Below are 23,857 nucleotides of genomic sequence, written 5' to 3' on the forward strand. Positions count from 1 at the left end.
GCCCTATCGTTCGATCGTACCGTCGCGGCGAATCTTCTTCTGCAGAAGAAGAATGCCGTAGAGAAGCGCTTCCGCCGTCGGCGGGCAGCCCGGAACATAGACGTCGACGGGCAGCACCCGATCGCAACCGCGCACCACGGAATAAGAATAGTGGTAATAGCCGCCGCCATTGGCGCAACTGCCCATGGAGATGACGTAGCGCGGCTCAGGCATCTGGTCATAGACCTTGCGCAGAGCGGGCGCCATCTTGTTGGTCAGCGTGCCGGCAACAATCAGAACGTCGGACTGGCGCGGCGAGGCGCGCGGAGCCGTCCCGAAGCGCTCAATGTCGTAGCGCGGCATCGACATCTGCATCATTTCGACGGCGCAGCAGGCCAGGCCGGTCTGCATCCACATCAACGAGCCGGTACGGGCCCAGGTAATGAGTTGCGACACGGTGGTCACAAGAAAGCCCTTGTCGGCCAGCTCATTGTTGACGCCAGCAAAGAACGGATCATCCGCGCCAACAGGCTTGCCGGTTGCCGGATCGATCGCGCCCGTGGGCTGCGGAGTAACCAGTGTCGAACTGGACGGGCTCAATCCCATTCCAGAGCTCCCTTACGCCATTCATAGATAAAGCCGATGGTCAGCACGGCCAGAAAGATCATCATGGACCAGAAGCCGAACCAGCCTACATCCCGGAAAGCCACCGCCCATGGAAACAGGAAGGCGACTTCAAGATCGAAGATGATGAAGAGAATCGCCACGAGGTAGAACCGGACATCGACCTTCATGCGGGCGTCGCTGAAGGCATCGAAGCCGGCTTCAAAGGCTGAAACCTTCTCCGGATCAGGACGCTTCACCGCAACCAGGAAAGGCGCCACCAAAAGGGCGCCCCCAATGAGGGCGGACAAGGCGATGAAGATGACGATGGGCAGGTAATTGCTGAGCAATTCAGTCATGCGGCAGCCTAAAGTTCAAACCGGCCAGAGGGGACCGAGAAGCGCGCGGGCCACAATGCGATTGGGGCAAACAGGCCGATGCGCCGGTGATGGGCAACGGCTTAGACCTTCCCCCCAAACGTTTCAAGGGAAAGAAAATATGAGAAAAACATTCATGTAACTTGGGGGCGTCTTTTCGCGTCTCCAGCCCCGGCTCGCGGCCCAAAAAGGCAATAGATTTGCTCCAGACGCGGGTTTGCTGGCATGCCCTGTTTCAGGGCCGCGTGCAGGACATCCAATTCTGAGTGAAATTGTGACGCAAGACGGAGGCCCGATTCAGATGGCCAGAAAGTCAAAACGGCGGACCGATAGAATCGGTCCGCCGCGATGGGTTGCAAGATTGAGAGCTTCGGGGCGATAGCCGTCCCGAAACGCTGCAAACTTAGAAGTGGTAGAAGACGCCGACGGTGGCCTTGGCCGACTCGAAGAACGTGTCGCCGGCTTCAGTGGCGAAGTCGCCCTGGCCAACAACTTCACCGCGAACGGTGATGACGTCGTTGACGGCGAATTCAACGCCACCACCGAGCTGGTACACACCAACCGAGCCAGCGGTGGTGTTGTTGAAGCCAACGCCGCCCAGGGCATAGATCAGGGCGTTGTCGGTGACGATGGCACCGGCGCGGAGGTTCGCGAAGAACTCACCCGAGTTGGTGACAGCAGCAGTGGTGTTCCACATGTAGTCAGCGGTGACTTCAACGCCGAGCAGAACCGGGTCCATCGGGATGAAGTTCACACCAACGGCAGCACCGACGACACCGTAGGTGGTGTTGTTGGTGACGTTGGCATAGTTACCAGCGTTGGCGCCGACGAACTGACCGCCGAGACGGGCACCGACGTAGAGGCCTTCCCAGTCGAAACCGGCCGGAGCATAGATCGGCTCCGGAGTGGTCGGGATGATGAGGTCAGCGGCCTGAGCGCCACCAACCATGAGAGCCGCGGCAGAAACGCCAATGGCCAAAGAACGTACAAACATGTCTTGCACTCCCATAGAGTTAACCGTAGTCGACCGATAGATGCCTGACGGGCGCGTGGCTGACAAGAGCGCGCGCCACCAAATTTGGCAGCGCGGATAAGATTTGATGACCATTTCCGGGCAGGTGTTGCACGAACACACCGGAATTGGTTCAATTTGATACAATTGCCATGTTCTGCCCCCTGCCCGCGCAAATGGCGCTGACAATTGTGACAGCCAAAACCTCACTTGCCATCTAGCTGACACAATTTCGCCAAAAACACAATCGGCCCCGAATGCCTGCACCCGGGGCCGATCGCATCAATTTGGAGCTGCCTAGAAGTGGTAGCTGGCACCCAAAGTGAACTGATTCTTGTCATTACCGCCCTGGAGCGGGAAGCCATGCAGATATTGGGCGCGCACGGACACGTCTTCAGTCACTGCCAGTTCGACGCCGCCACCGAGAAGGGCGTCTTCCTCATCGGGGGGCCCCATATCGATGCCGTATCCGCCGGCGGCATAGACAACCACGTTATCGGAGACCACCAGGCCGGCCCGACCAAGGATCTGACCGTAGGACGTTTCGCCCACTGTTCCGTTCTCCAGCAGGCCGCTGACCGCCACTTCGGCTCCCAGCAGATAGAAGTCGAACTGGGCATTCACGCCGGCCTGAACGCCCAGGCCATATTGGGTGCCACTGGTCGAACCGTTCTGCGCAGTGCCATGCACGCCGGCATAAAAGCCGGTCCAGTCGAAGCCTGCGGCGTCAACCATGGGCAATTCGGCCTGGGTCGATGTGGGCACGGTGATAAGGTCGGCCGCCATGGCAGCGCCGGCCGGAAGGGTGGTGGCAAAGGCCGCCAGGGCGAAGGTTGCTGCAACACGCATTGCTGTCATCCTTGTACTGTACCATCTGATGGAGCCGAAACGCCCCCTGCATGCGGGAGTTCCGGGATGGTTTTCCTTTGCGGCGACCACCGTCTCGGCCGTCCATACAGCCCTGGACGGGGTCACCATAAGACCGGTTTTGCAGGCCTTTGAGGGCCAAACGCTGACGATCAGAAGGCCAGAACAGGGCAACTATCCAATGTGGCCACAAGGCCACACTCGGCCATCAGCTTGCCGGCAGCATCCCCACAAGCACCGGCTCGGCGCGGAACTTGTCAGGAAAAATCTCCTCGAGGGCCGCGATCTTGGGCAGGTCGTGCACCACGATATAGGGCCAGTCCGGATTGAGCGTCAGGAAATCCTGGTGGTACTGCTCGGCCGGGTAGAAGGCCTTGAAAGGCTCGAGCGTCGTGACGATCGGACCCTCGAACAGGCCGGTCGCGTCCAATTGCTCGATGTAGGCCTGGGCGACGCGGCGCTGATCCTCATTGAGCGGGAAGATGGTCGAGCGATATTGCGTGCCACGGTCGGGGCCCTGGTAGTTGAGCTGGGTAGGGTTGTGCGCGACCGAGAAATAGATGTGCATCAATTCGCCGAAGCTGACGATCTGAGGGTCGTAGGTGATCTCGACGGTTTCGGCATGGCCGGTGTCGCCGCGGTTGGTCCTGTCATAGGTAGCGGTGGCCGCCTCGCCCCCGGAGTAGCCCGAGACCGCGTTGGTGACACCCTTGACCCGCTGGAACACGCCCTGGACGCCCCAGAAGCACCCCCCGGCGAACACTGCAGTCGCGGTGGTATTGCCCGTTTCGTCCAGATCCAGCGCAGGGGCCGGAATAACCACAGGCTCTTCCTGTGCTTGCGGGGACATTGCGGCAAAAGGCAAGGCGAGAGCAGACAAGGCGGCGAAGCCTGCCAGCAAGCGGCGGCGTGGCAGGCGACCTGCAAATGCGAATTGTGGTGACCGGCTTTCGGGCATCTTGAAACCTCATGCTGAATAACTGCCAGCATATACGGTCATCATGCGCCCGAAGTTACGCCGGATCACCCGGCTCACGACTATATGATAAATGGCAGCGCCATTGCGCGGCAGCGCCAACCTAATCCGAACCAACAATGTTATGGAAAAGGTGGCGCGAGAGACGGGGCTCGAACCCGCGACCTCCGGCGTGACAGGCCGGCGCTCTAACCAACTGAGCTACTCCCGCAGCGCTTGCGAACAAGTCTTTCGCGCAACGTGGCGTCCATGTACTGGGCGCCTAATGTGAAGTCAAGCGCCCTGCCCGCATTCTGTCGCAGAAAATGCGCATTCGCCTGACGGGGCTGTGGATAACTTCTTAAGATCAAAGGATAGGAGCGAAAAGCTGATGCGTTGGGTCAGCTCAGCGCAATCGCGGGACATTGGGTAGGGACGACGCTTTGCAGGTCGGGCGGGACGGGTCCCGCTTGTGGCCCGCGCTGATCGGCCTATTGTGCAATTGCGGGGGAATGGTGGGCGATGACGGGCTCGAACCGCCGACATCTTCGGTGTAAACGAAGCGCTCTACCAACTGAGCTAATCGCCCGCAGCGGCCGGAGCCGACTGATTGGCGCCCTGATTAGGGCGCAAGCCCCTGCCCGTCAACTGACATTTGCAGGAATAGAAACGGCCCCGGCGAAATCGCACGGGGCCGATTGCCAAAGTCCGGCAGAACGCAATCTTAGTTGATGGCGTCCTTGAGACCCTTACCGGGCTTGAACTTGGCCTGGTTCGAAGCCGGAATCTGAATCTCGGCACCAGTGGCCGGATTGCGGCCGGTCGAAGCCTTGCGCTGGGAGACGGCAAAGGTGCCGAAACCGACCAGACGAACTTCGTCGCCGCCCTTGAGAGCAGCAGTAATGGCTTCGAACACTGCGTCAACCGCTTCGGCGGCCTGTGCCTTGGTGATCGTAGCCTTGTCGGCAACGACGCCAACCAGATCGTTTTTGTTCATAGCGTTTCCTCACAGTGAATGCCCGCCGTCTCTGGCGAACGAAAACGCCGACAACCTTTTGTGATTCTGCGCTTGGCGCAAGGAAATCCGGGGGTTTTCGGCTGCCCGACGGTGCAAAGCTGTTAATGAACTGGAAAAAACGCCCCCGCAAGCCCGCATTGGGCAAAAAGCCCCGTATTCCGGGGATTGTCCCCGTTTTGCCTAGCCAGGGTGCACCGTTTGCACAGTCAATGTGCGTCGAATGCCCGTCATCAGCGGTACGGCCATGAGATAAATGCAGATGGCGACCAGCCAAATTGCGCCCGGCCAGCTCGGGCGCAGGCCATGATAGGTCAGTGAGAAGAAGAGTGGCCCGAACACGGATGCGAGGCTGACCAGGCTCGCCAGGACGCCCTGCAGCTGGCCCTGCCGTTCCGAATCGACTTGCCGGGTCAGCAAGGATTGCAGGGCCGGCATGCCGATGCCGCCCAGGGCGAATATCGGCATGATGACAAAGACCAGCCAGCCTTGTCCGGACAGGGCCATGACCAGCATGGCGCTGATCTCGCAGGCCATGCCCAGCAAAAGGGCCCAGCGTTCACCCAGGCGCGCCACGGCGGGGCCGGTCAGGAAGGCCTGCGCGATGGCATGCAACAGACCATATGCCCCCAGGGACAACCCGATCATCATGCCGTTCCAGGCAAAGACGTCCTCGCCAAAGATAGCCCAGATGCTGCCGTAGACGGTGCCGACGAGGTTCATGACGAGATAGATCGCCATGAGCGGAATGAGCGCTTTGAACGTCAGCGCCCAGGCCAGGGGCTTGAATGGGTTCAGCGTGCTCCAGGTGAAGCGTGTACCCTTCTGGCCGGGACGAGATTCAGGCAGCAGAAACAGCGCCAGGGCGAAGTTGGCAGCGTTGAGAAGCGCGGCGATCAGGAAGGGCGAACGCAGCCAGATATCGCCAAGTATGCCGCCCAGCACGGGGCCGACGATGAAGCCGATTCCGAACATGGCATGGAACAGGCCGAATCGCCTGGCCCTTTGTTCTTCAGTCGAGATGTCGGTGATGTAGGCGGTTGCCACCGCCATATTGGCGCTGGTGATGCCGGCAATGGCACGACCGATCACCAGCAACCAGAGCTCGGGTGCAAAGGCCATGACCAGATAGTCGATGGCCGCACCCGCCAAGGAGACCAGCAGAACCGGCCGACGGCCGAATCGGTCGCTCAGCACGCCAAGGATGGGCGAAAACAGGAACTGACAGGCAGAGTAGAGCGCCAGCATGACACCCAAAAGGGTGGCGATGTCGGTGGTGTGTCCCACATCGCGCAACAGCGCGGGCAGAATCGGGAAGATCAGTCCGATACCCACGGCATCGAGCATGACTGCGGCGAGAATGACGACCAGCGCCTTGTTCATTGGGCAACTCCAGACATACGCGCCGCATGGGATAGGGCCTCAAGCGCGGCTCAGGCCAAGCCAGGTCGATCCGCGATTTAGTCAAACCGCCCTTGTGCAGCAAGACAAAGGCGGCAATGGCCCGAATAAGTGACAAGGCATGTCAGGAGCCCGCGCCGCCTTCAAATAGGTGTGTGGCGAGCAGGTTGGGCAGCAAGGGAGGCAGGTCCTCGCTCAGCATGCCCGGACCGCCGAAGCGGCTGGCCGCCTCGGCGTGCAGCCAGACGGCCGCGCTGGCCGCTTCAAATCCCGGCATGCCCTGGGCGAGCAGGCCGGCGACCATGCCGGCCAGAACATCCCCTGCCCCCGCTGTTCCGAGCCAGTATGGAGCATTGTCGTTGATTGCAGCATGGCCATCGGGTGCGGCGATGACGGTGTCGCGTCCCTTGAGGATTACATAGGCCCCTGACCGGTTGGCTGCAGTGCGCGCGCGCGCCAGCTTGTCGCCCTCAAGACCGGGAAAGAGCCGGGCAAATTCGCCTTCATGGGGCGTCAACACAACTGGCGTGGCTCGCCGATGGATCTGAACGAACAGTCTGTCCGGCCAGTCGGCGAAACTGGTCAGGGCGTCGGCGTCGAGCACCAGCGCCGCTTTTGCAGCAAGGCCCACTTCGACATGCGCCATGGTTGCCGGTCCGATACCGGCCGCCGGGCCGATGACACAGGCATTGTGCCGCTCGTCCGCAAGGATCGCCGCTGTGTCTTCGGCAGATGACGCCGATCGCAGCATGATGGCGGTGACATGCGCTGCGTGTACCGTGAGTGCCTCTTCGGCACCAAAAAGCGTAACGAGACCCGCACCGATCCGGAAGGCACCCATCGCCGCCAGACGCGCAGCACCCGTCTGCAACGGGCCGCCAGAGAGCACCGCCACATGTCCCCGATCAAATTTGTGACCATCGCTGACCGGGCTGGGCAGCACCCACAAACCGGGTGCGTTGCGCCAGGTCCTTGGCCCGATAGCATCAAGGACGCTGGCGGGTATGCCGATGTCGGCAAGGGCCAGCCTGCCGCACAGGTCGCGCCCCGGCATCAGCAGGTGGCCGGGCTTGCGTCGAAAGAAGGTCACGGTCGAATCGGCGTTGATGGCGACGCCCCTGACCGCACCCGAGGCGCCATCGACGCCACTGGGCACGTCAATGCTGACAACGGGCAGTGCGGATTGGTTCACACTTTCTATGACCGCTCGAAGTGGCCCGGTAATGTCCCGGTCGAGGCCAGCACCGAGCAAGCCGTCCACGATCAGGGCAGCCCCCTCGAGCGCCAACTGACCTGTCTCGCATGATCCTGTCCAGCGGGCCGCCATTTCCGCAGCATCGCCGTGCAGGCGTGTCTGGTCCGTGGACAACCAGAGTCGCACCGACCAACCCATGCTCTGCAGCAGGCGGGCGACGACAAAGCCATCGCCGCCATTATTGCCAGGCCCGCACAGCACCAGTACGGGCACGCGTGAGTACGTGGCGGCGATCCAATCGGCCACCGCCCGGCCGGCGTGCTCCATCAGGTCCTGCGAAGCAATACCGGACTGCACCGCCAAACGGTCGGCTTGTGCCATCTCCGCAGGGGTCAAAAGAGCATCACGGTGCTGAAGGGACATGTGGGTGGCCGAAATTGGAAATGTGAACGATTGGAAACTTCAGATTAAGAACAAATTTACATCAGATGCGCCAATTGATTATCGATTGGGAAAACTCCTTAAGGGGTAATATTCGATTGGTTCTGATAGTGACAGCTGGGAGGGGGGCCCATGTCATTGATCGCCACAGTAGATGGCAGCGGCCTGGGCGCAAAGGCCAGCACACATGATGTCCGGTTCATTGGGGCGCTGGCAGGCCGCTATGCCCTGCCGGAGCGCCGCCAAGGCGAGAATGGCAAGATTCCGGTCTATGCCTGCCGGCTTTGCTCAATCTCCACCCGCATACTGGTTTCGGTGGGTCCGGTGGTTGGAAAAGAGGGCGAGACAGTCTCCTGTCACTTCAACGAATTCGGGATGCTGCGAGGGCGCATAACGCGCCGGCTGGCGTCTGGTTTCGTTGCCGACCTGCATATGAATGACAATGAGCGCGAAAAACTGGCAGCCAAGATCGACTGGCGGAAAAGGCATGTGCATGCGCAAGTGCCGGACAAGCGCGAGCACAAGCGCGTCCAGCCACGCGATCCGCGCAGCACAATCGTCTTGGCGGACGGTCAAAGCCTGCCCTGTTTCGTGATCGACATGTCGCGGTCGGGGGCGGCCGTTTCGGCCCACTACTGGCCAGAGTTGGGCACGCCCATGGCGCTGGGCCGCATAGTCGGCCGGGTGGTCCGGCACCTTGAAGTCGGGTTTGCATTGCAGTTCATCCAACCCCAAGCGTTCGAAGAGCTCGAGCACCTGATCAAGCCCGCCATTGCGCCCACGCCGTAACGTAAGCCATTGGTCACCGATCTCGATAAAATGCGAATAATCAGTGCAATGCCGCGTTGACGGGGCTGATGCATGCTCTTTCGACCACCAGAGGGAGGTCGGAATTGCCCGAAGTTCTGGAACGTCCAACAATTGCCTTGCACGGTATCGCCAGCGTGGCGGGACGCTATGTCATCGGCGAACAACCAACCCACCCCGGAATCAACCTGTTCGCCTGCCGGCTGCGCATGATCGGCAGCGACAATCTGCGGCTCACGGCCCCGGTCATTCCGCAAATGGGTGAGCAGGTTACAACCAGCTTCAACTCCTTTGGCACCCTGACTGGCCGGGTCACCCGCCAGTTCGAAGACGGGTTCGAGGTGAGCATCGAGCACGACGCAGCGGGGCGCGATCGCCTCAATGCCCGCATCACCAGTTTCAGCGAGAAGCTCTGGACGGCGGAGACGGACCGGCGAGCGGCCCAGCGCGTTATGCCGAGCAATCCACGCACCGTGATCGCGCGTCCGGACAATTGGTCCCAGCCCTGCCTGATCGTTGACTACTCGATCTCCGGGGCGGCCGTCTCGGCGGCTTTTCAACCCGAGGTCGGGGAGATCGTTACCGTCGGCCGGGTCACTGGCGAAGTGGTGCGCCTGTTCGACTTCGGCTTCGCGGTGCGCTTCTTCGAGCCGCAGAATGCCGATCACCTGGAGGGGCTCCTGGAGGCCCCGGATGAATGGCGCGAGGTGATGCGGCGGACCTTCAAGGCGGTCTGAGAGGGCTTCGACCCAAAAGGCTTCACAGAGCCAAAAAGAAAGGGGCCCGAAAGGCCCCTTCCCTGTTCTTTGTGTCTGCCCGCCTTAGGCGGAGTAGTACATCTCGTATTCGACCGGATGCGGGGTGTGCTCGAACTTGACCACTTCCTGCATCTTGAGGTCGATATAGCTATCGATGAAGTCGTCATCCATGACGCCACCCACCTTGAGGAAGTCGCGGTCGGCCGAGAGGCTTTCCAGGGCTTCGCGCAGCGAACCGGAAACGGTCGGGATTTCCTTGAGCTCTTCCTTGGGCAGCTCGTAGAGGTCCTTGTCCATCGGGTCGCCCGGGTGGATCTTGTTCTTGATGCCGTCGAGGCCGGCCATCAGCAGCGCGGTGAACGCCAGATAGGGGTTGGCCATCGGATCGGGGAAACGCACTTCGACGCGCTTGGACTTGGGCGACTGACCAAACGGGATACGGCAGGAGGCCGAACGGTTGCGGGCCGAGTAGGCCAGCAGCACAGGCGCTTCGAAGCCCGGCACCAGACGCTTGTAGGAATTGGTGGTCGGGTTGGTGAAGGCGTTGATGGCCTTGGCGTGCTTGATGACGCCGCCGATGTAGTAGAGGCACTCCATCGACAGGCCGGCATACTGGTCACCGGCAAAAAGCGGCTTGCCGTCCTTCCAGATCGACTGGTGACAGTGCATGCCCGAGCCGTTGTCGCCATAGACGGGCTTGGGCATAAAGGTTGCGGTCTTGCCATAGGCATTGGCAACCTGCTGCACGGCATATTTATAGAGCAGGACGTCGTCGGCCGACTGGATCATCGGCTTGAACTTCATGCCGAGCTCGTGCTGGGCCGAGGCCACTTCGTGGTGGTGCTTCTCGATGATGACGCCCATCGAGCCCATGGCTTCGAGCATCTCACCGCGCATGTCCTGGGCGCTGTCGAGCGGCGGCACCGGGAAGTAGCCCTTCTTGAGGCCAATGTGGTGACCGTTGTTGCCGCCTTCATACTCAGCATTGCTGTTGACCGGCAGTTCGCTGGAATCAACCGAGAAGCCGACATTGTAGGTCGAGGTGGAGTACTTCACGTCGTCGAAAATGAAGAATTCCGGCTCAGGACCGAACACCACGGAGTCGCCGATACCGGACGACTTGACCAGGGCTTCGGCCTTCTTGGCGATGCCGCGCGGGTCGCGGTTATAGGGCTGGTAGGTGGCCGGCTCGAGAATGTCGCAATTGACCGCGAGGGTCGGCGCCGCAAAGAACGGATCCATATAAGCGGAGTCCGGATCGGGCATCAGCACCATGTCGCTTTCGTTGATGGCCTTCCAGCCTGCAATCGAGGAGCCGTCGAACATCACACCTTCTTCGAACATGTCGGCGTCCACCACCGAGGCGTCCATGGTGACGTGCTGGAGCTTACCGCGCAGGTCGGTGAAGCGCACATCGAGGTATTTGATGTTCTCGTCCTTAATACGCTGAACAATATCGCTTCCGGTGGTCATTAGGTCTTCCCCTGTCAAATGCGGAATGCTTGTTGTTGAGTTTGGCGCGGTGCGTCAGAGAGGGAGGGTCTCAGAGCGCGTCGTCGCCGAATTCGCCGGTACGAATACGGATGGCCTGCTCGATGGAATAGACAAAGATCTTGCCGTCCCCGATGCGGCCGGTCTGCGCAGCAACGCGGATCGCCTCAATGGCCTTTTCGGCCAGATCATCTGGACAGACGACTTCGACTTTCACCTTGGGCAGGAAATCCACCACATATTCAGCGCCGCGATAGAGCTCGGTATGCCCTTTCTGGCGCCCGAAACCCTTGGCCTCGGTCACGGTGATGCCCTGCAGACCAACTTCCTGCAGCGCTTCTTTGACTTCGTCGAGCTTGAATGGCTTTACGATAGCCTCGATTTTTTTCACTCTTGCCTCCACAGGCCGTTTTCGGCGGTTACCGGCCAGATTGTATGCATGGGCTGTGCCAGCCTGCCAGAAGGCCAAAACGCACAATTTTTCCAATGCTTTAACTGGCGCAGTGGACACTGCGCCAACGAAGCGCCACACAGCAACTGATTAAAGATTAGGCGAAACGCTTACTTTCTGCTCATTTTTGTCAGAACGCAAATTCGCAATTGCCGCACAAATGGGCGGTCCGGTAGCGTGACCGCACGCCAATTCAAGCTTTGACTGGCTTACACTCTTCATATAGATGCATCGCCAACCCGGCCGACGGGGACCCTTGCGGGTGTGGCGGAACTGGTAGACGCACTGGATTTAGGTTCCAGCGCCGCAAGGCGTGGAGGTTCGAGTCCTCTCACCCGCACCATATGGCCTTCGGCCAACACTATTAATCAATACGGGATCAGACCCCAATGCAGGTAACAGAAACCCTCAACGAAGGCCTGAAGCGCAAGCTGAGCGTCACAATCCCGGCCGCGGATCTCAATTCGCGCCTGGACGTCAAGCTCGAAGAGCTCAAGGGCCAGGCCAATATCAAGGGCTTCCGTCCCGGCAAGGTGCCCACCTCGCACCTGAAGAAGGTGTATGGCCGCTCCGCCATGTCGGAAGTGATGACCGACGCGATCAATGCGACGGTTTCCGACACACTGGACAAGCGCGAAGAACGTGCTGCTGCACAGCCCAAGGTTGACCTGCCGGACGATCAGAGCGTCATCAATGACGTGCTCGACGGCAAGGCCGATCTCGCATTCGAAGTCGAATATGAAGTGCTGCCGCCCGTCACGCTGATGGACATCAAGGGCGTCAAGCTCAACAAGCCGGTGGTTGACGTTTCCGAAGAGGAAGTCGATGCCGAAGTGAAGCGCGTGTTCGCGCAGAACCGCGGCTATACCGACAAGGGCGAAGACGCCGTTGTGGCCGATGGCGACCGACTGGGCCTGAGCTTTGTTGGCAAGATCGACGGCAAGGAATTCGAGGGCGGCTCGTCCGACCATGCGCACCTTACTATCGGATCGGGCGAGTTCATCCCCGGCTTCGAAGAGCAGCTTGTCGGCATGAAGAAGGGCCAGACCGGCGAAGTGAACGTAACCTTCCCGGCGGACTACCAGAACGAAGACCTGGCCGGCAAGAAGGCGACCTTCGAGGTCACCATCCTGCATGTCGATGGCCCCAATGAAGGCGAACTGGACGACGAGTTCGCCAAGCGCCTGGGCCTGGAAGACGTGGCAGCGCTGCGCAAGGCCGTGCGTGACCAGATGGAAAACGCGCTGGCATCGATGGGCCGCCAGCACATGAAGCGCCAGGTGCTGGATGCGCTGGACGATGGTCACAAGTTCGAGGTTCCGGCCCAGCTGGTCGACGCCGAGTTCAACACCATCTGGCAGCGCGTCGTGCACGAGATCGAGCATCACGGCCGGTCCTTCGAAGACGAAGGCACCACCGAGGAAGCTGCCAAGGAACAGTATCGCCGGATCGCCGAGCGTCGCGTGCGCCTGGGCCTGGTCGTTGCCGAAATCGGCAACACCAATGAAGTCCAGGTGACGGACGAAGAGCACCAGCAGGCTCTGATCGCCGAAGTGCGCCGCTTCCCGGGCCAGGAACAGCAGGTCTACGATTACTACCGCAAGAACCCCCAGGCCCTTGCCAGCCTGCGCGCCCCGATCTTCGAAAACAAGGTCGTCGACCACATCATCTCGTTGGGCGAAGTCACCGACAAGACGATGACCCGCGACGAACTCGCCAAGCTGATCCAGGCTGACGAGGACGAGGTTCCGGAAGAGCACCACCACTAAGGCAGTGCCATTCCAGACTTGAAAAGGCCGCCTCCGGGCGGCCTTTTTGTTTTTGCTCGCAACTAGTCCGCGCTAGCCTGCCATTTCGGCGAAAAACCCCTCGGGGCCATCGACCTCGACCAGTTTCCGGCGTTCGATGTGCAGGAAGCGCGTACCGATAGCCTTGAGAAAGGCGCGGTCGTGGGTCACCAGAATAGTGGTTGCCCCCTGCTCTCTTATGTCGGCCTCGAGTTGCTCCTGCCCCGGAATGTCGAGATGGTTGGTCGGCTCATCGAGCAGGTAGAAATTGGGGCGCTCCAGGCGCAGGGCGAGGAGCGCAAGCCGCGCCCGCTGGCCCAGTGACATGGTGCGGATCGGTTTGGATTGCCTATCGGGCGGAAACCCGGCCCCGGCCAGCAAGGCAATGATGCGGCGATCGCCTTCATCAAAGCGATGCAACAAGTAATCGAGCGGTGACGGGTCGAGCGGCAGCCAGCCCAGTGCCTGGTCCATATAGCCCGGCGAGAGTTGCGGGCTGATCCGTAACCCCTGTGGCGCGTTTCCTGCCAGGGCCTCGGTGACTACCCGCATGAACTGGGATTTTCCCGTGCCATTGCGCCCAAGCAGGACAATACGATCACCCTGAAAGATGTGGAGCTTCTCGACGGCAAAAAGCGGCTTGCCGTCCGGCGTGGCGATGGCGACGTTGTCGAACGCCATCATTACGCGTGCCTCGGCGCCGGAATTGCCAAGCTTGACGAGACCGATACGATCCTTGTGTGCCTCCTGTACCTGGGTCTCAATCTTTTCGGCGCGATCGCGCAGTTGCTTGGATTTGACGGTCAGCAGGTCGCTGCCGGAGTTGATGCCGATATTGGTCAGCTTGGCCGCCTGCTTGCGCAATTGTGCGGCCTGCTTGAGATCGCGGTCACGCTGGGCGGCGATGGCCGCATCAATCTGGTCAAGTTCGGCACGGGCTGCCGAATAGCTCAGGGGCAGATAGACCTGCTCGCTTGGCCTGAGGAACAGAGTGCGATTGGAGACTTTGTCGAGGAAGGCCCGGTCATGGCTGGCGATGACCAGAGGAATGTTCCGGGCGGCGTAGGCCAGCCAGTCTTCAAGCATCAGAATGCGGCCGAGATCGAGATGATTGGTGGGCTCGTCCAGCAGCAAGGCATCGGGCTGAGTCACCCAGGCGCGCGCAATCAGGGCCATGCGCTGCCAACCGCCACTGAGTTCCTGCAGCGGCCTGTCGCGCATTTCCTGTGGAATTGAGAGCTCTTCCATGACCACGTCAACGCGCCAGCTCTCGCTGGCCAGGATCTCGGTATCGAGCGCAGATGCCACGAACTCCATTGCGGTCTGGCGCAATGCGGTCTCCGGCACTTCCTGAGGCATGTAGCCGATGGTCAGGCCGCGCGAGCGCGTCACCTCGCCGTCGCTGAGTTCTACCTGGCCCGCCAGGGCGCGCAGCAGCGTGGTCTTGCCGCGGCCATTTGGCGCGACAAGACCGACACGGTCCTGCTCGCCAATTGTCAGGGTCAGGTTTGAAAAGAGAATTTCGCCTGCCCGATGGCCGGCATTGCGGAGATTGATAGTGCCCATGAAAGTCGCTCACTGGTGCGGCGCCAGCAAAGGGCGCCAAATGCCTTGAAATCAGCGTCCTGGGTGAAACCAGGCCGCCAAGAAGGGCAAACCAGAGAAATGAGAACGGGGAATTGGCGTCCGGACCTCGTCTGGTCAGCCCTGCAGCGTCTGCCACAGGGCACAAACGGGACCACGCGTGCGATGCGTCTGAAACAGGATCATCTGCAGCCTCCCCGTTTGAATGAACAACACGACACACCTAACCGCGTTGCCGAGGCAACGCAAGTCAGGTCAGACCAGATAGAAAAGCAGGCTGACACCCAAAAGGGCGCCCAAGCGCGAAATACGGAAACTGGCCAGCCGGTACGCAATACTATCAAATCCGGCGATCGGCCAATATCCGAGAGACGCTGAACCAACCTTGACCGATTGATACGCAATACCCGGTTGTTCGGTTCGCATACGGCAACTCCAGACAAAAACCGTATGTCCATAGGTCTATCAGCGCGCGCTTAAGAAAGTGCTTTCAAGAAGGAAACGAGGGGTAAACCTGCCGCCCTATCTTGGGACGAAACTGTTCCTTTCTTGCGCAGGGGCGCGTTCACATCCGTTCCGCTTGACGAGGCGTGATCACCTTGGCTGTGGGAATTGGCTGGACGGCCAGACCCTCGGAAATGCTTGCTATATGCTAGAAGTTGGACTTGCCTGATTCGGGCACGAACCTTACGGAAAGTGCATGTCGCCAGATCTCTTCGGAAGCGCCGCTCCCAATCCGGAACCGCCCAAGGAAACGAAGCCAGCCAAGCCGGCTGCCCGTTCCGGTGCGGAGCCACCTGCGGAATATGGCGCCTCAGACATCGAAATCCTCGAAGGGCTCGAACCGGTCCGTCGACGCCCCGGCATGTACATCGGGGGCACCGATATCAATGCCTATCACCATCTGTTTGCCGAGGTGATCGACAACTCGATGGACGAGGCCATTGCCGGCCACGCGACGCGGATCGAGGTGCATCTGGGTGCCGACGGATACATCACGGTTACCGATAATGGTCGTGGCATCCCCGTCGAGAAGCACCCGAAATTCCCTGCCCGTTCAACGCTGGAAATCGTCCATACGGTCCTGCATGCCGGTGGCAAGTTCGACAGCAAGGCCTACGAAACCTCCGGCGGCCTGCATGGTGTGGGCGTCTCGGTGGTCAATGCGCTGTCCGACGACATGGTGGTCGAGGTGGCGCGCGACCAGCAATTGTACCGGATCCAGTTTTCGCGCGGTCTGGTGGTCGAGGATGTGGTCAATGTCGGACGGGTGCAGAACCGGCGCGGCACGACCACGCGGTTCCACCCAGATCCGGAGATTTTCGGACCGACGGCGCATTTCTCGGCAGGCCGCATTTTCCGCATGACCCGGGCCAAGGCCTATCTGTTTGGCGGGGTGGAACTGCGCTGGAGCTGCGACGAGGCGCTGGCCAGTGACGAAGTGCCGGCCAAGGCGGTGTTCCACTATCCCGATGGCCTGAAGGACTACATGACCGCGCGGATCGAGGGCGAGACGCGGATCACCGAGGATATATTTGCCGGACGCAGCGGCAGGCCGGGCAGCCATGGCTCGGTGGAATGGGCCATTGCCTGGACCATTGGCGATGGTGGTGTTCAGTCTTATTGCAACACCGTGCCGACCCCCGATGGCGGCACGCATGAAGCAGGTCTGCGCATGGCGCTGCTGCGCGGCCTCAAGAACTACGCCGAACTGACCAAGAACAAGGGCGCGGCAAACCTGACGGCCGAGGATGTGCTGACCAGTTGCGCGGCGATGCTTTCAGTGTTCGTGCGCGAGCCGGAATTTGTCGGTCAGACCAAGGACAAGCTGGCTTCGGGCGAAGCGACGCGCATCGTCGACAACGCTTTGCGCGACGCGTTCGACCATTGGCTGGCGGCCTCGCCGCAGCAGGCAGGCAAGCTGCTCGACTGGGCACTGGAGCGTGCCGAGGAGCGCCTGCGCCGGCGCAAGGAAAAGGAAATCGACCGGGCCAGCGCCACGCGAAAGCTGCGCCTGCCCGGCAAGCTCGCCGACTGTACGCAGAACGCAGCGCAGGGCGCGGAGCTGTTCATCGTCGAAGGCGATTCCGCCGGTGGCTCGGCCAAACAGGCTCGCAACCGGACCAATCAGGCCGTGCTGCCGCTGCGCGGCAAGATCCTGAACGTAGCTGGCGCCAGCCGGGACAAGCTGGCGGCCAACCAGTTGATCGCCGATCTGGTGCAGGCCCTGGGCTGTGGCACGCGAGATCGCTATACCGAGGATGATCTGCGCTATGACAAGATCATCATCATGACAGACGCGGATGTCGACGGGGCCCATATTGCGTCGCTGTTGATCACTTTCTTCTTCCAGGAAATGCCGCGCCTGATCGAAAACGGGCACCTCTATCTCGCCCTGCCCCCGCTGTACCGGATCAGCCAGGGCGGCAAGACGCTTTATGCACGCGATGATGCGCATCGGGCCGAATTGCTGGCCAGCGAGTTCAATGGCAAAGGCAAGATTGACACAACCCGCTTCAAGGGCCTGGGCGAAATGCCTTTCGCGCATTTGCGTGAAACGACAATGTCGCCCAAGTCACGGACCCTGCTGCAGGTGAAAATTCTCGATGATCGCGACGTGACGCGCAATACGGTTGACCGCCTGATGGGGACCAAGCCCGAGGCCCGTTTCGAGTTCATCCAGGAGAATGCGGCCTTTGTGACGGACCTGGACGTCTGAGGCCGCCTTAACCGCGTTGCAGTGTGAATGGCCCATGACCGTTGACAGTCAAGGGGTTTGCGCTATGGTCCGCGCCGCTGGGTAATTCCATTGGACCCATTTTTTTCGGGGCCAGATTGGTGTTCTATCAGCGCGACATTGACCCCGGCGCGATGCACTTGCCGCTGCAATGTCACTACGCGGATGCGCAACAGTATTTCATAGCCCATTCGCTCTCATGCAAGGGACGCGCGCCCTAAGGGCAGAACTTGCGCAATTCCAATGACCGGCGCACCGGCCCGAACCCTTCGGTCCGGACAGGCATCGGACAGACCGCTGAGTGGAACGACCGACTTGACCGACGACTTTTCTGGACTGGGCCTTTCGAGCAAGGTCACCGATGCGGTGGCCGCAGCTGGCTATGACAAGCCAACCGAAATTCAGGCACAGGCCATCCCACACCTTCTGGAAAAGAAGGACCTGATCGGCATCGCCCAGACCGGCACCGGCAAGACAGCATCTTTCGTGCTGCCCATGCTGACGCTGCTGGAAAAGGGACGGGCCCGCGCGCGCATGCCGCGGACGCTCATTCTTGAGCCTACGCGCGAGCTGGCCGCACAGGTGGCCGACAATTTCGAAAAATACGGCAAGAACCACCGTCTCACCATGGCTCTGATCATTGGCGGGGTGTCCTTCGAGGATCAGAACAAGAAGCTCGATCGCGGCGTCGATGTACTGATTGCAACGCCGGGGCGCCTGCTCGACCAGTTCGAACGCGGCAAGATCCTGCTGACGGGCGTAGAAATCCTGGTGATCGACGAAGCCGACCGCATGCTCGACATGGGCTTTATCGACGACATCGAAAAGATCGTGTCCCGCCTGCCGCCGCGCCGCCAGACGATGTTGTTCTCGGCCACGATGGACAACCAGATCGAGCGCCTGACCAAGAAGTTCCTCAAGGACCCGGTGCATGTGCAGGTTTCGCGCGCCGCATCGACCGCCGACACAATCGACCAGAAGCTGGTCAGGGTCCCGTCCAAGCCGGACGAAAAGCGCGCAGCCCTGAGAGCCCGAATTGACGCCTCGGTGGGTCTGACCAACGCTATTATCTTCTGCAACCGCAAGCGTGACGTGGCGACACTGGCCCGCTCGCTGCAGCGGCATGGCTATTCCGCCGGCGCGCTGCATGGCGACATGGACCAGAAGAGTCGGACGGAGACGCTGGACGCGTTCAAGACCAACAAGCTTACGCTGCTCGTCGCCAGCGACGTTGCCGCGCGGGGTCTCGATATTCCGGCTGTCAGCCATGTGTTCAATTTCGACGTGCCGGTACATGCCGAGGACTATGTGCACCGCATTGGCCGCACGGGGCGCGCCGGAAGATCCGGCGTTGCCTACACCTTTGTGGGCCCGTCCGACAGCAAGCATCTGGATGCCATTCTCAAGCTGATCCAGAAGCCGATCGACTGGCTGGAAGGGGACAAGCCCAAGCCGGCGGCGGCGGCGGAGAGTGATGTGTCCACACCGGATGCAGACAAGCCCAGCCGCGGCCGGCGCGGGCGAGCCGCCGTCAAGCCAAGGACCGCGTCCCGGACGCGAGCCCAGGCTGAGGCCGAGGCCGCACTCGAAACGCCAGTGGAGACAAAGGACAACGCAGAACCTGCGCCCAAGAGCACCAGGAAGCGTGCACCCAAAAGGACAGAAACGCCGCCGGACGATTCGCCTTTCGGCGATGCGGGTCCGATCCCGGCATTTTTGTTGCGGCCAGCGCGAATCTCGCAATAAACAGCGCAATAAAGGCCCCAACTGGCAGCAATGTTACCACATGGAGCTTGTTAGAACGGGGTGCGGGGCTGTATTTATTGGCCACGACTCAATTAACGTAGATCGATACGATCGGGGCGCAAATTTGCGCGGGGTGGGTAGTGTCGGACCAGGAATTTACGCGTACGCTGGGATATGCGAATGCCGCGTTTGACTTGCTCAAGCGCAGCGGAATCCCGCCTTATCCACAATTCTATGAGCTGCTCTACACTTACGCGACCGGTGTTAACCCATCGCTGAACAATCGCATCAACGCGATTTTCCGTAGTGGAACAGTCCCCTCCTCCGAACTTGCGGAAACACTCTACAACGAGTTTCTCAAGTCCGACGTCAATGACCGCATGTCGAGCGTGTCCGAGCGGATGCATGCCCGGATCGAGGCTGTGCATGAGGCCATCGACAGCGCGATGACCACGGCAAACGCCTATTCCGGCTCGCTGCAGTCAGCTAGCGGTGATCTGGAGCGTGAGCTCGATGCCGAAGGCATGAAGGCATTGTCCCTGCGATTGCTGGCCGAGACGCGCCGGATGCAGGATACCAACCGGCAGCTTGAGAGCAAGCTGGAGGCGTCGCGCGAGGATATCGCCGCCCTGCAGCGCGACCTGGACGATGTGCGGCGCGAATCCATGCTCGATCCGCTGACCAAGATCGCCAATCGCAAGAGTTTCGATGAAGGCCTTGCCGATGCGATTGCGGTGGCGGCGGAAGGCGGCACGCCGCTTTGCCTGATGCTGCTGGATATCGACCACTTCAAGAACTTCAACGATACCTATGGACACCAGACCGGTGACCAGGTGTTGCGCCTGGTGGCGATGACGCTCAAGTCCAATATCAAGGGCAAGGATCTGGCGGCCCGCTATGGTGGCGAGGAATTCGTCGCTGTCCTGCCCTCCACGGACCTCGATGGCGCCGTCATCGTGGCGGAAAATATCCGCAAGGCGATCCAGGCAAAGGAATTGCTCAAGCGCTCGACCAATGAGAAGCTGGGCCGGATTACGGCCTCCTTCGGTGTTGCCGCCTTCACGCCCCAGGATAATGCCATGTCGCTTATCGAACGGGCCGATCGGTGCCTCTATGCGGCCAAACGGGCGGGCCGCAATAGAGTTGTCAGCGAGACCGAGCTGGTCGAGATCGACGACGCTTCCGAAAGGGATGCGTCGGCCGCCTGATCAGCCGGCTTCTGGCGTCAGTTCGACACCCAGATCCGTGAGCATCTGCCAGTATTCAGGATAGGTCTTGCCGGTGCAGGCCGGGTCCAGAATGACGATATTGGGCACGAGCAGCCCAGCCAGCGCAAAGCTCATGGCAATACGGTGGTCGTGATAGGTCTCGATCTTGATACGCGAATTCCGCCCCTGGAGCCTAGTGGCCAGGTCTGGATCTGCTGCAACGATCAGGTCGTCGCCTTCTTCTCTGGCCAGTCCCGGCAGGATGCGATTGAGCTCATTGGCAACAGCTCGGATGCGGTCGGTTTCCTTGACCCGCAAATTGGCAATGCCGACAAAGCGGACTGGGCGGTTGTTGAAGGCGGCGACGACAGCGATGGTCGGCACGGCGTCCTGCATCTGAGAGCCATCAATGACTTCAGGCATATTGGGGAACTGCGCAAGCACGGCCTGTGCGGCCGCATCCGGCTGCGAGAACGCGTTTGCGGCGATGCCCAGGTCGATCTTGCCACCAGTGAGGGCCTCAATGCCCCATAAATAAGTCGCGGCAGACGCGTCTGGCTCAATGTGGAAGTCAGTTGCTCGATAGCCGGTGGGCTGCACCAGCCAGGAGCCGTCTTGCTGATCTTCGACCTGAGCACCAAAGGCTCGCATGGCACTCAAAGTCAGGTCGACATAGCCGCGGGCGCCGATATCCTTACCAGCCAAGGCGACTTCGATCGGACCGTCTCCGCGTGGCGCGGCCATTAACAGCGCCGACACATACTGGCTGGACAGCGAGGCATCAATTTCCACACGGCCGTGACCGAAAGAGCCCCTGCCCTGAATAGTCACCGGTGGGCAGCCCGTCGGGCTTGCAGCGTCAATCCCGAGCACGTGCAGGGCATCCACGAGCGGCTTGATCGGACGAAGGCGCATGTCTTCATCGCCATCGACAATGACGGTCCCGTCAATCGTGGCGGCGGCGGCGGTGAGGAAGCGCGTTGCGGTTCCGGCATTGCCCAGAAACAGCGGCGCATCGGGAGCGTCCAGCCAGCCTTTGCCGGTGACCAGAAAGGTGGTGGCATCAGGTTCGTCGACTTGCACGCCCATCTCGCGCAAGGCGCGGGCCATCAGGTCCGTATCCTTGCTCTTGAGTGCCCCTGTCAGCCGGCTGGTGCCCTCAGCCAATGCGGCAAGCAGCAGCACACGATTGGTGATCGATTTACTACCCGGCGGCGAAACGCGACCGGACAGTGGACGATCTGGAGGGGTGATGGTCAGAGCAGGCGGAAGGTCGTTTTGCATGATGCCGGATCAATGCCTTACCTGAGCGGCGTGCGCAACTGGAGAGATACCGGCCGGAAGTGCTCGCCAGTCGCCGCCCGCGGGATCGCTCTGGGGATCAGGCGTTCGTTCGTGCCTCGGCCAGAGCTTTCAAGTCGGCTGGTGCCAGGGTCACGCTTTCGCCACAGCCGCAAGCGCCCGTCTGATTGGGATTATTGAAGGTGAAGCTGGAGCCCATCTTGCCCGCTTCAAAATCCATTACGGTGCCGAGGAGGTACATGGTCGCCTTGGGATCGACCCAGACATTGACACCCTTGTCCTCGACATGGTCGTCGCCAGCATTCGGGGCCTCGACATATTCCATGGTGTAGGACACGCCCGCGCAGCCCGCATTCTTGATGCCGACGCGCAAGCCAATCACCGGCTTGTCGGAATCCTCTATGATCTCGGTGATGCGCTCAGCGGCTGCATCTGTCAGCGACATGATCTGGAACGGCATGGCCTAAACTTTCATCGGCGTTTCACGATATATAGGGCAAAACGCGCTAAATTACCACCAGTTCAAAGCAACTTGCGCTTCCTCGCTCATTCGTGAGGCGTCCCAGGGCGGGTCGAACACCATGTTGACGGTGACGTCCTGAATGCCTTCGACACCCCGGGCGGCATTTTCAACCCAACCTGGCATTTCGCCGGCTACGGGGCAACCGGGTGCCGTCAAGGTCATGTCGATGGTCAAATTGCGCTCGTCATCCAGGTCCACCCGGTAGATCAGGCCTAACTCATAGATGTCGACCGGTATCTCGGGATCATAGACCGTTTTCAGGGCCCCGATGAGATCGGTCGTGATGCGTTCGACTTCGCCTTCAGGCAGGGTTGTGGGCATGCTGGGCGCGATACGGGTGTCCGTTTCGGCTGCAGTCTGGTCGATCTTGGTCTCTTCGGTCATATCAGCCTTCCTCAGGCGAAAAATTTCTGGGCACGCTCAATGCCGTCCACCAGCGCATCCACGTCGTCCTTGCCGTTATATAGGGCGAAGGAGGCGCGACATGTAGAGGTGACGCCAAATCGGGCCAGTAGCGGTTGGGCGCAATGAGTGCCTGCCCGCACGGCAATGCCATAGCGGTCGAGAATGGTGGCGATGTCGTGGGCATGCGCGCCGGCGATCTCGAAAGAGAAAATGCCGCCCTTGCCAGGCGCGGTGCCGATCTGGCGCAGAGAGTTGATGCGGCCGATCCGCTCCTGCGCATAGGCAGCAATTTCGTGCTCATGGGCAGCAATGGCGTCGCGGCCAACGCCCTGCATGTAGTCAAGCGCGGCGCCGAGGCCCATCGCCTGCACGATGGGCGGCGTGCCGGCCTCGAAGCGATGGGGCGGCTCGTTATAGGTGACGCCTTCAAGCGTGACGGATTCGATCATCTCGCCGCCGCCCTGGTAGGGCTGCATTTCGGCCAGCAGATCGTATTTGCCATAGAGCACGCCGATACCGGTGGGCCCGTAGAGCTTGTGACCGGTCATCACGTAGAAGTCGGCGCCGAGGTCCTGCAGATCCACGCTGGTGTGAACGGCCCCCTGCGAACCATCAACAAGGACGGGAATGCCGCGCGCATGGGCGATCTCGACGATCTGCTTGATCGGGTTGACCGTGCCCAGCACGTTGGACATATGCGTAACAGCGACGATACGGGTGCGATCCGTCAGCGATGCCTCGAAGGCCGCCATGTCGAGGACGCCATCATCATCGACATCGATCCATTTGATCAACGCGCCCTTGCGCTCGCGATGAAAATGCCAGGGCACGATATTGGAGTGGTGCTCCATGATCGTGGTGACGATCTCATCGCCCTCGCTGACCCGTGGGCCGACAAAAGATGATGCGACCAGATTTATCGCTTCGGTGGCAGATCGAGTGAAAATAATCTCTTCGACACGACCGGCATTGAGGAAGCGGCGCACGCTTTCGCGGCCGGCCTCATAGCCTTCGGTGGCCCGATTGGCGAGCGTATGCAGGCCTCGATGCACATTGGCATATTCGTGCCGGAATGCGTGGTCCATGCGGTCCAGAACCTGGACCGGCTTCTGGGCCGAGGCACCGCTATCGAGGTAGACGAGCCTGTTTCCGTGGATCTGTTCGGACAGGATCGGGAAATCGGCTCGGATTTTGTCGAGGTCGAAGGTCATAG

Annotated in this window: 22 protein-coding genes and 3 tRNA genes; 7 read left to right on the top strand and 18 right to left on the bottom strand. The window is 60.6% G+C overall.

What is annotated here, in order from left to right; genetic code table 11:
- Positions 1 to 3: 3 nt before the first annotated feature.
- The 10 genes from DDE76_RS07735 to DDE76_RS07780 all read right to left on the bottom strand — a co-directional run bounded on the left by DDE76_RS07735 (position 4) and on the right by DDE76_RS07780 (position 7,827).
- A complete protein-coding gene (locus DDE76_RS07735; protein WP_104894434.1) occupies positions 4 to 585 on the bottom strand; it encodes a NuoB/complex I 20 kDa subunit family protein in 582 nt (193 codons plus the stop codon).
- A complete protein-coding gene (locus DDE76_RS07740; RefSeq protein WP_104894435.1) occupies positions 576 to 941 on the bottom strand; it encodes an NADH-quinone oxidoreductase subunit A in 366 nt (121 codons plus the stop codon). Before DDE76_RS07740 ends, DDE76_RS07735 begins: the two co-directional genes overlap by 10 nt.
- Positions 942 to 1,362: 421 nt before the next feature.
- Positions 1,363 to 1,953 (bottom strand): outer membrane protein, encoded by a 591-nt coding sequence (locus DDE76_RS07745; RefSeq protein ID WP_157955704.1) that lies wholly within the window; start codon positions 1,951 to 1,953, stop codon positions 1,363 to 1,365.
- 315 nt (positions 1,954 to 2,268) lie between these two features.
- Positions 2,269 to 2,820, bottom strand: coding sequence for an outer membrane protein (locus tag DDE76_RS07750; protein ID WP_104894437.1), 552 nt, complete (start codon positions 2,818 to 2,820; stop codon positions 2,269 to 2,271).
- Positions 2,821 to 3,046: 226 nt separating this feature from the next.
- On the bottom strand, positions 3,047 to 3,796 hold the full coding sequence (msrA, locus tag DDE76_RS07755) for a peptide-methionine (S)-S-oxide reductase MsrA (RefSeq protein ID WP_198650868.1): 750 nt from the start codon (positions 3,794 to 3,796) through the stop codon (positions 3,047 to 3,049).
- Positions 3,797 to 3,948: 152 nt separating this feature from the next.
- Positions 3,949 to 4,025: transfer RNA gene (locus DDE76_RS07760), tRNA-Asp, on the bottom strand.
- 281 nt (positions 4,026 to 4,306) lie between these two features.
- A tRNA-Val gene (locus tag DDE76_RS07765) sits at positions 4,307 to 4,382 on the bottom strand.
- Between the two features lie 135 nt (positions 4,383 to 4,517).
- The gene (locus tag DDE76_RS07770) at positions 4,518 to 4,790 is read right to left on the bottom strand and encodes an HU family DNA-binding protein (RefSeq protein WP_046104301.1); all 273 of its coding nucleotides are present in this window, start codon (positions 4,788 to 4,790) and stop codon (positions 4,518 to 4,520) included.
- Positions 4,791 to 4,991: 201 nt separating this feature from the next.
- Positions 4,992 to 6,191: a Tet(A)/Tet(B)/Tet(C) family tetracycline efflux MFS transporter gene (gene tet, locus DDE76_RS07775; protein ID WP_104894438.1), complete on the bottom strand. Its 1,200-nt coding sequence runs from the start codon at positions 6,189 to 6,191 to the stop codon at positions 4,992 to 4,994.
- A gap of 142 nt (positions 6,192 to 6,333) precedes the next feature.
- On the bottom strand, positions 6,334 to 7,827 hold the full coding sequence (locus DDE76_RS07780) for an NAD(P)H-hydrate epimerase (RefSeq protein WP_104894439.1): 1,494 nt from the start codon (positions 7,825 to 7,827) through the stop codon (positions 6,334 to 6,336).
- 150 nt (positions 7,828 to 7,977) lie between these two features.
- Here DDE76_RS07780 and DDE76_RS07785 point away from each other — a divergent pair, with 150 nt between their 5' ends.
- Together DDE76_RS07785 and DDE76_RS07790 are read left to right on the top strand one after the other, a co-directional pair.
- Complete coding sequence (locus tag DDE76_RS07785) at positions 7,978 to 8,634, top strand: PilZ domain-containing protein (protein WP_104894440.1); 657 nt, start codon at positions 7,978 to 7,980, stop codon at positions 8,632 to 8,634.
- A gap of 104 nt (positions 8,635 to 8,738) precedes the next feature.
- Positions 8,739 to 9,389, top strand: a complete 651-nt coding sequence (locus tag DDE76_RS07790; RefSeq protein ID WP_157955705.1) for a PilZ domain-containing protein — start codon at positions 8,739 to 8,741, stop codon at positions 9,387 to 9,389.
- 84 nt (positions 9,390 to 9,473) lie between these two features.
- Here the strand turns inward: DDE76_RS07790 and glnA are convergent, their stop codons facing one another.
- Both glnA and DDE76_RS07800 read right to left on the bottom strand, forming a co-directional pair.
- The gene (glnA, locus tag DDE76_RS07795; RefSeq protein WP_104894442.1) at positions 9,474 to 10,883 is read right to left on the bottom strand and encodes a type I glutamate--ammonia ligase; all 1,410 of its coding nucleotides are present in this window, start codon (positions 10,881 to 10,883) and stop codon (positions 9,474 to 9,476) included.
- 70 nt (positions 10,884 to 10,953) lie between these two features.
- Entirely contained in the window at positions 10,954 to 11,292 is a 339-nt protein-coding gene (locus tag DDE76_RS07800) for a P-II family nitrogen regulator (protein ID WP_067452386.1), read from the bottom strand.
- A 318-nt stretch (positions 11,293 to 11,610) separates the two neighbouring features.
- On the opposite strand from DDE76_RS07800, the gene DDE76_RS07805 reads away from it, so the two are divergent.
- Both DDE76_RS07805 and tig read left to right on the top strand, forming a co-directional pair.
- A tRNA-Leu gene (locus DDE76_RS07805) sits at positions 11,611 to 11,695 on the top strand.
- A gap of 46 nt (positions 11,696 to 11,741) precedes the next feature.
- Positions 11,742 to 13,121 (top strand): trigger factor, encoded by a 1,380-nt coding sequence (tig, locus tag DDE76_RS07810; protein WP_104894443.1) that lies wholly within the window; start codon positions 11,742 to 11,744, stop codon positions 13,119 to 13,121.
- A 72-nt stretch (positions 13,122 to 13,193) separates the two neighbouring features.
- Here the strand turns inward: tig and DDE76_RS07815 are convergent, their stop codons facing one another.
- Both DDE76_RS07815 and DDE76_RS19515 read right to left on the bottom strand, forming a co-directional pair.
- On the bottom strand, positions 13,194 to 14,705 hold the full coding sequence (locus DDE76_RS07815) for an ABC-F family ATP-binding cassette domain-containing protein (protein ID WP_104894444.1): 1,512 nt from the start codon (positions 14,703 to 14,705) through the stop codon (positions 13,194 to 13,196).
- A gap of 273 nt (positions 14,706 to 14,978) precedes the next feature.
- Positions 14,979 to 15,149, bottom strand: coding sequence for a hypothetical protein (locus DDE76_RS19515; protein ID WP_157289107.1), 171 nt, complete (start codon positions 15,147 to 15,149; stop codon positions 14,979 to 14,981).
- Positions 15,150 to 15,423: 274 nt separating this feature from the next.
- Between DDE76_RS19515 and parE the strand changes: the two genes are divergently transcribed.
- The 3 genes from parE (at position 15,424) to DDE76_RS07830 (ending at position 20,414) form a co-directional block, all read left to right on the top strand.
- A complete protein-coding gene (parE, locus tag DDE76_RS07820; protein WP_104894445.1) occupies positions 15,424 to 17,442 on the top strand; it encodes a DNA topoisomerase IV subunit B in 2,019 nt (672 codons plus the stop codon).
- Between the two features lie 333 nt (positions 17,443 to 17,775).
- A complete protein-coding gene (locus DDE76_RS07825) occupies positions 17,776 to 19,206 on the top strand; it encodes a DEAD/DEAH box helicase (protein ID WP_245891836.1) in 1,431 nt (476 codons plus the stop codon).
- 140 nt (positions 19,207 to 19,346) lie between these two features.
- A complete protein-coding gene (locus DDE76_RS07830; protein ID WP_104894447.1) occupies positions 19,347 to 20,414 on the top strand; it encodes a GGDEF domain-containing protein in 1,068 nt (355 codons plus the stop codon).
- On the opposite strand, the gene aroA is transcribed toward DDE76_RS07830, so the two are convergent.
- From aroA to DDE76_RS07850, 4 genes are all read right to left on the bottom strand, one after another.
- Positions 20,415 to 21,698: a 3-phosphoshikimate 1-carboxyvinyltransferase gene (gene aroA / locus DDE76_RS07835; protein ID WP_104894448.1), complete on the bottom strand. Its 1,284-nt coding sequence runs from the start codon at positions 21,696 to 21,698 to the stop codon at positions 20,415 to 20,417.
- Positions 21,699 to 21,795: 97 nt separating this feature from the next.
- Complete coding sequence (locus tag DDE76_RS07840; RefSeq protein WP_104894449.1) at positions 21,796 to 22,176, bottom strand: HesB/IscA family protein; 381 nt, start codon at positions 22,174 to 22,176, stop codon at positions 21,796 to 21,798.
- A 51-nt stretch (positions 22,177 to 22,227) separates the two neighbouring features.
- Positions 22,228 to 22,623 (bottom strand): SUF system Fe-S cluster assembly protein, encoded by a 396-nt coding sequence (locus tag DDE76_RS07845; protein WP_104894450.1) that lies wholly within the window; start codon positions 22,621 to 22,623, stop codon positions 22,228 to 22,230.
- An 11-nt stretch (positions 22,624 to 22,634) separates the two neighbouring features.
- A complete protein-coding gene (locus DDE76_RS07850) occupies positions 22,635 to 23,855 on the bottom strand; it encodes a cysteine desulfurase (protein WP_104894451.1) in 1,221 nt (406 codons plus the stop codon).
- Positions 23,856 to 23,857 lie beyond the last annotated feature (2 nt).

The organism is Devosia indica, from assembly GCF_003056405.1.
Taxonomy (GTDB): domain Bacteria; phylum Pseudomonadota; class Alphaproteobacteria; order Rhizobiales; family Devosiaceae; genus Devosia; species Devosia indica.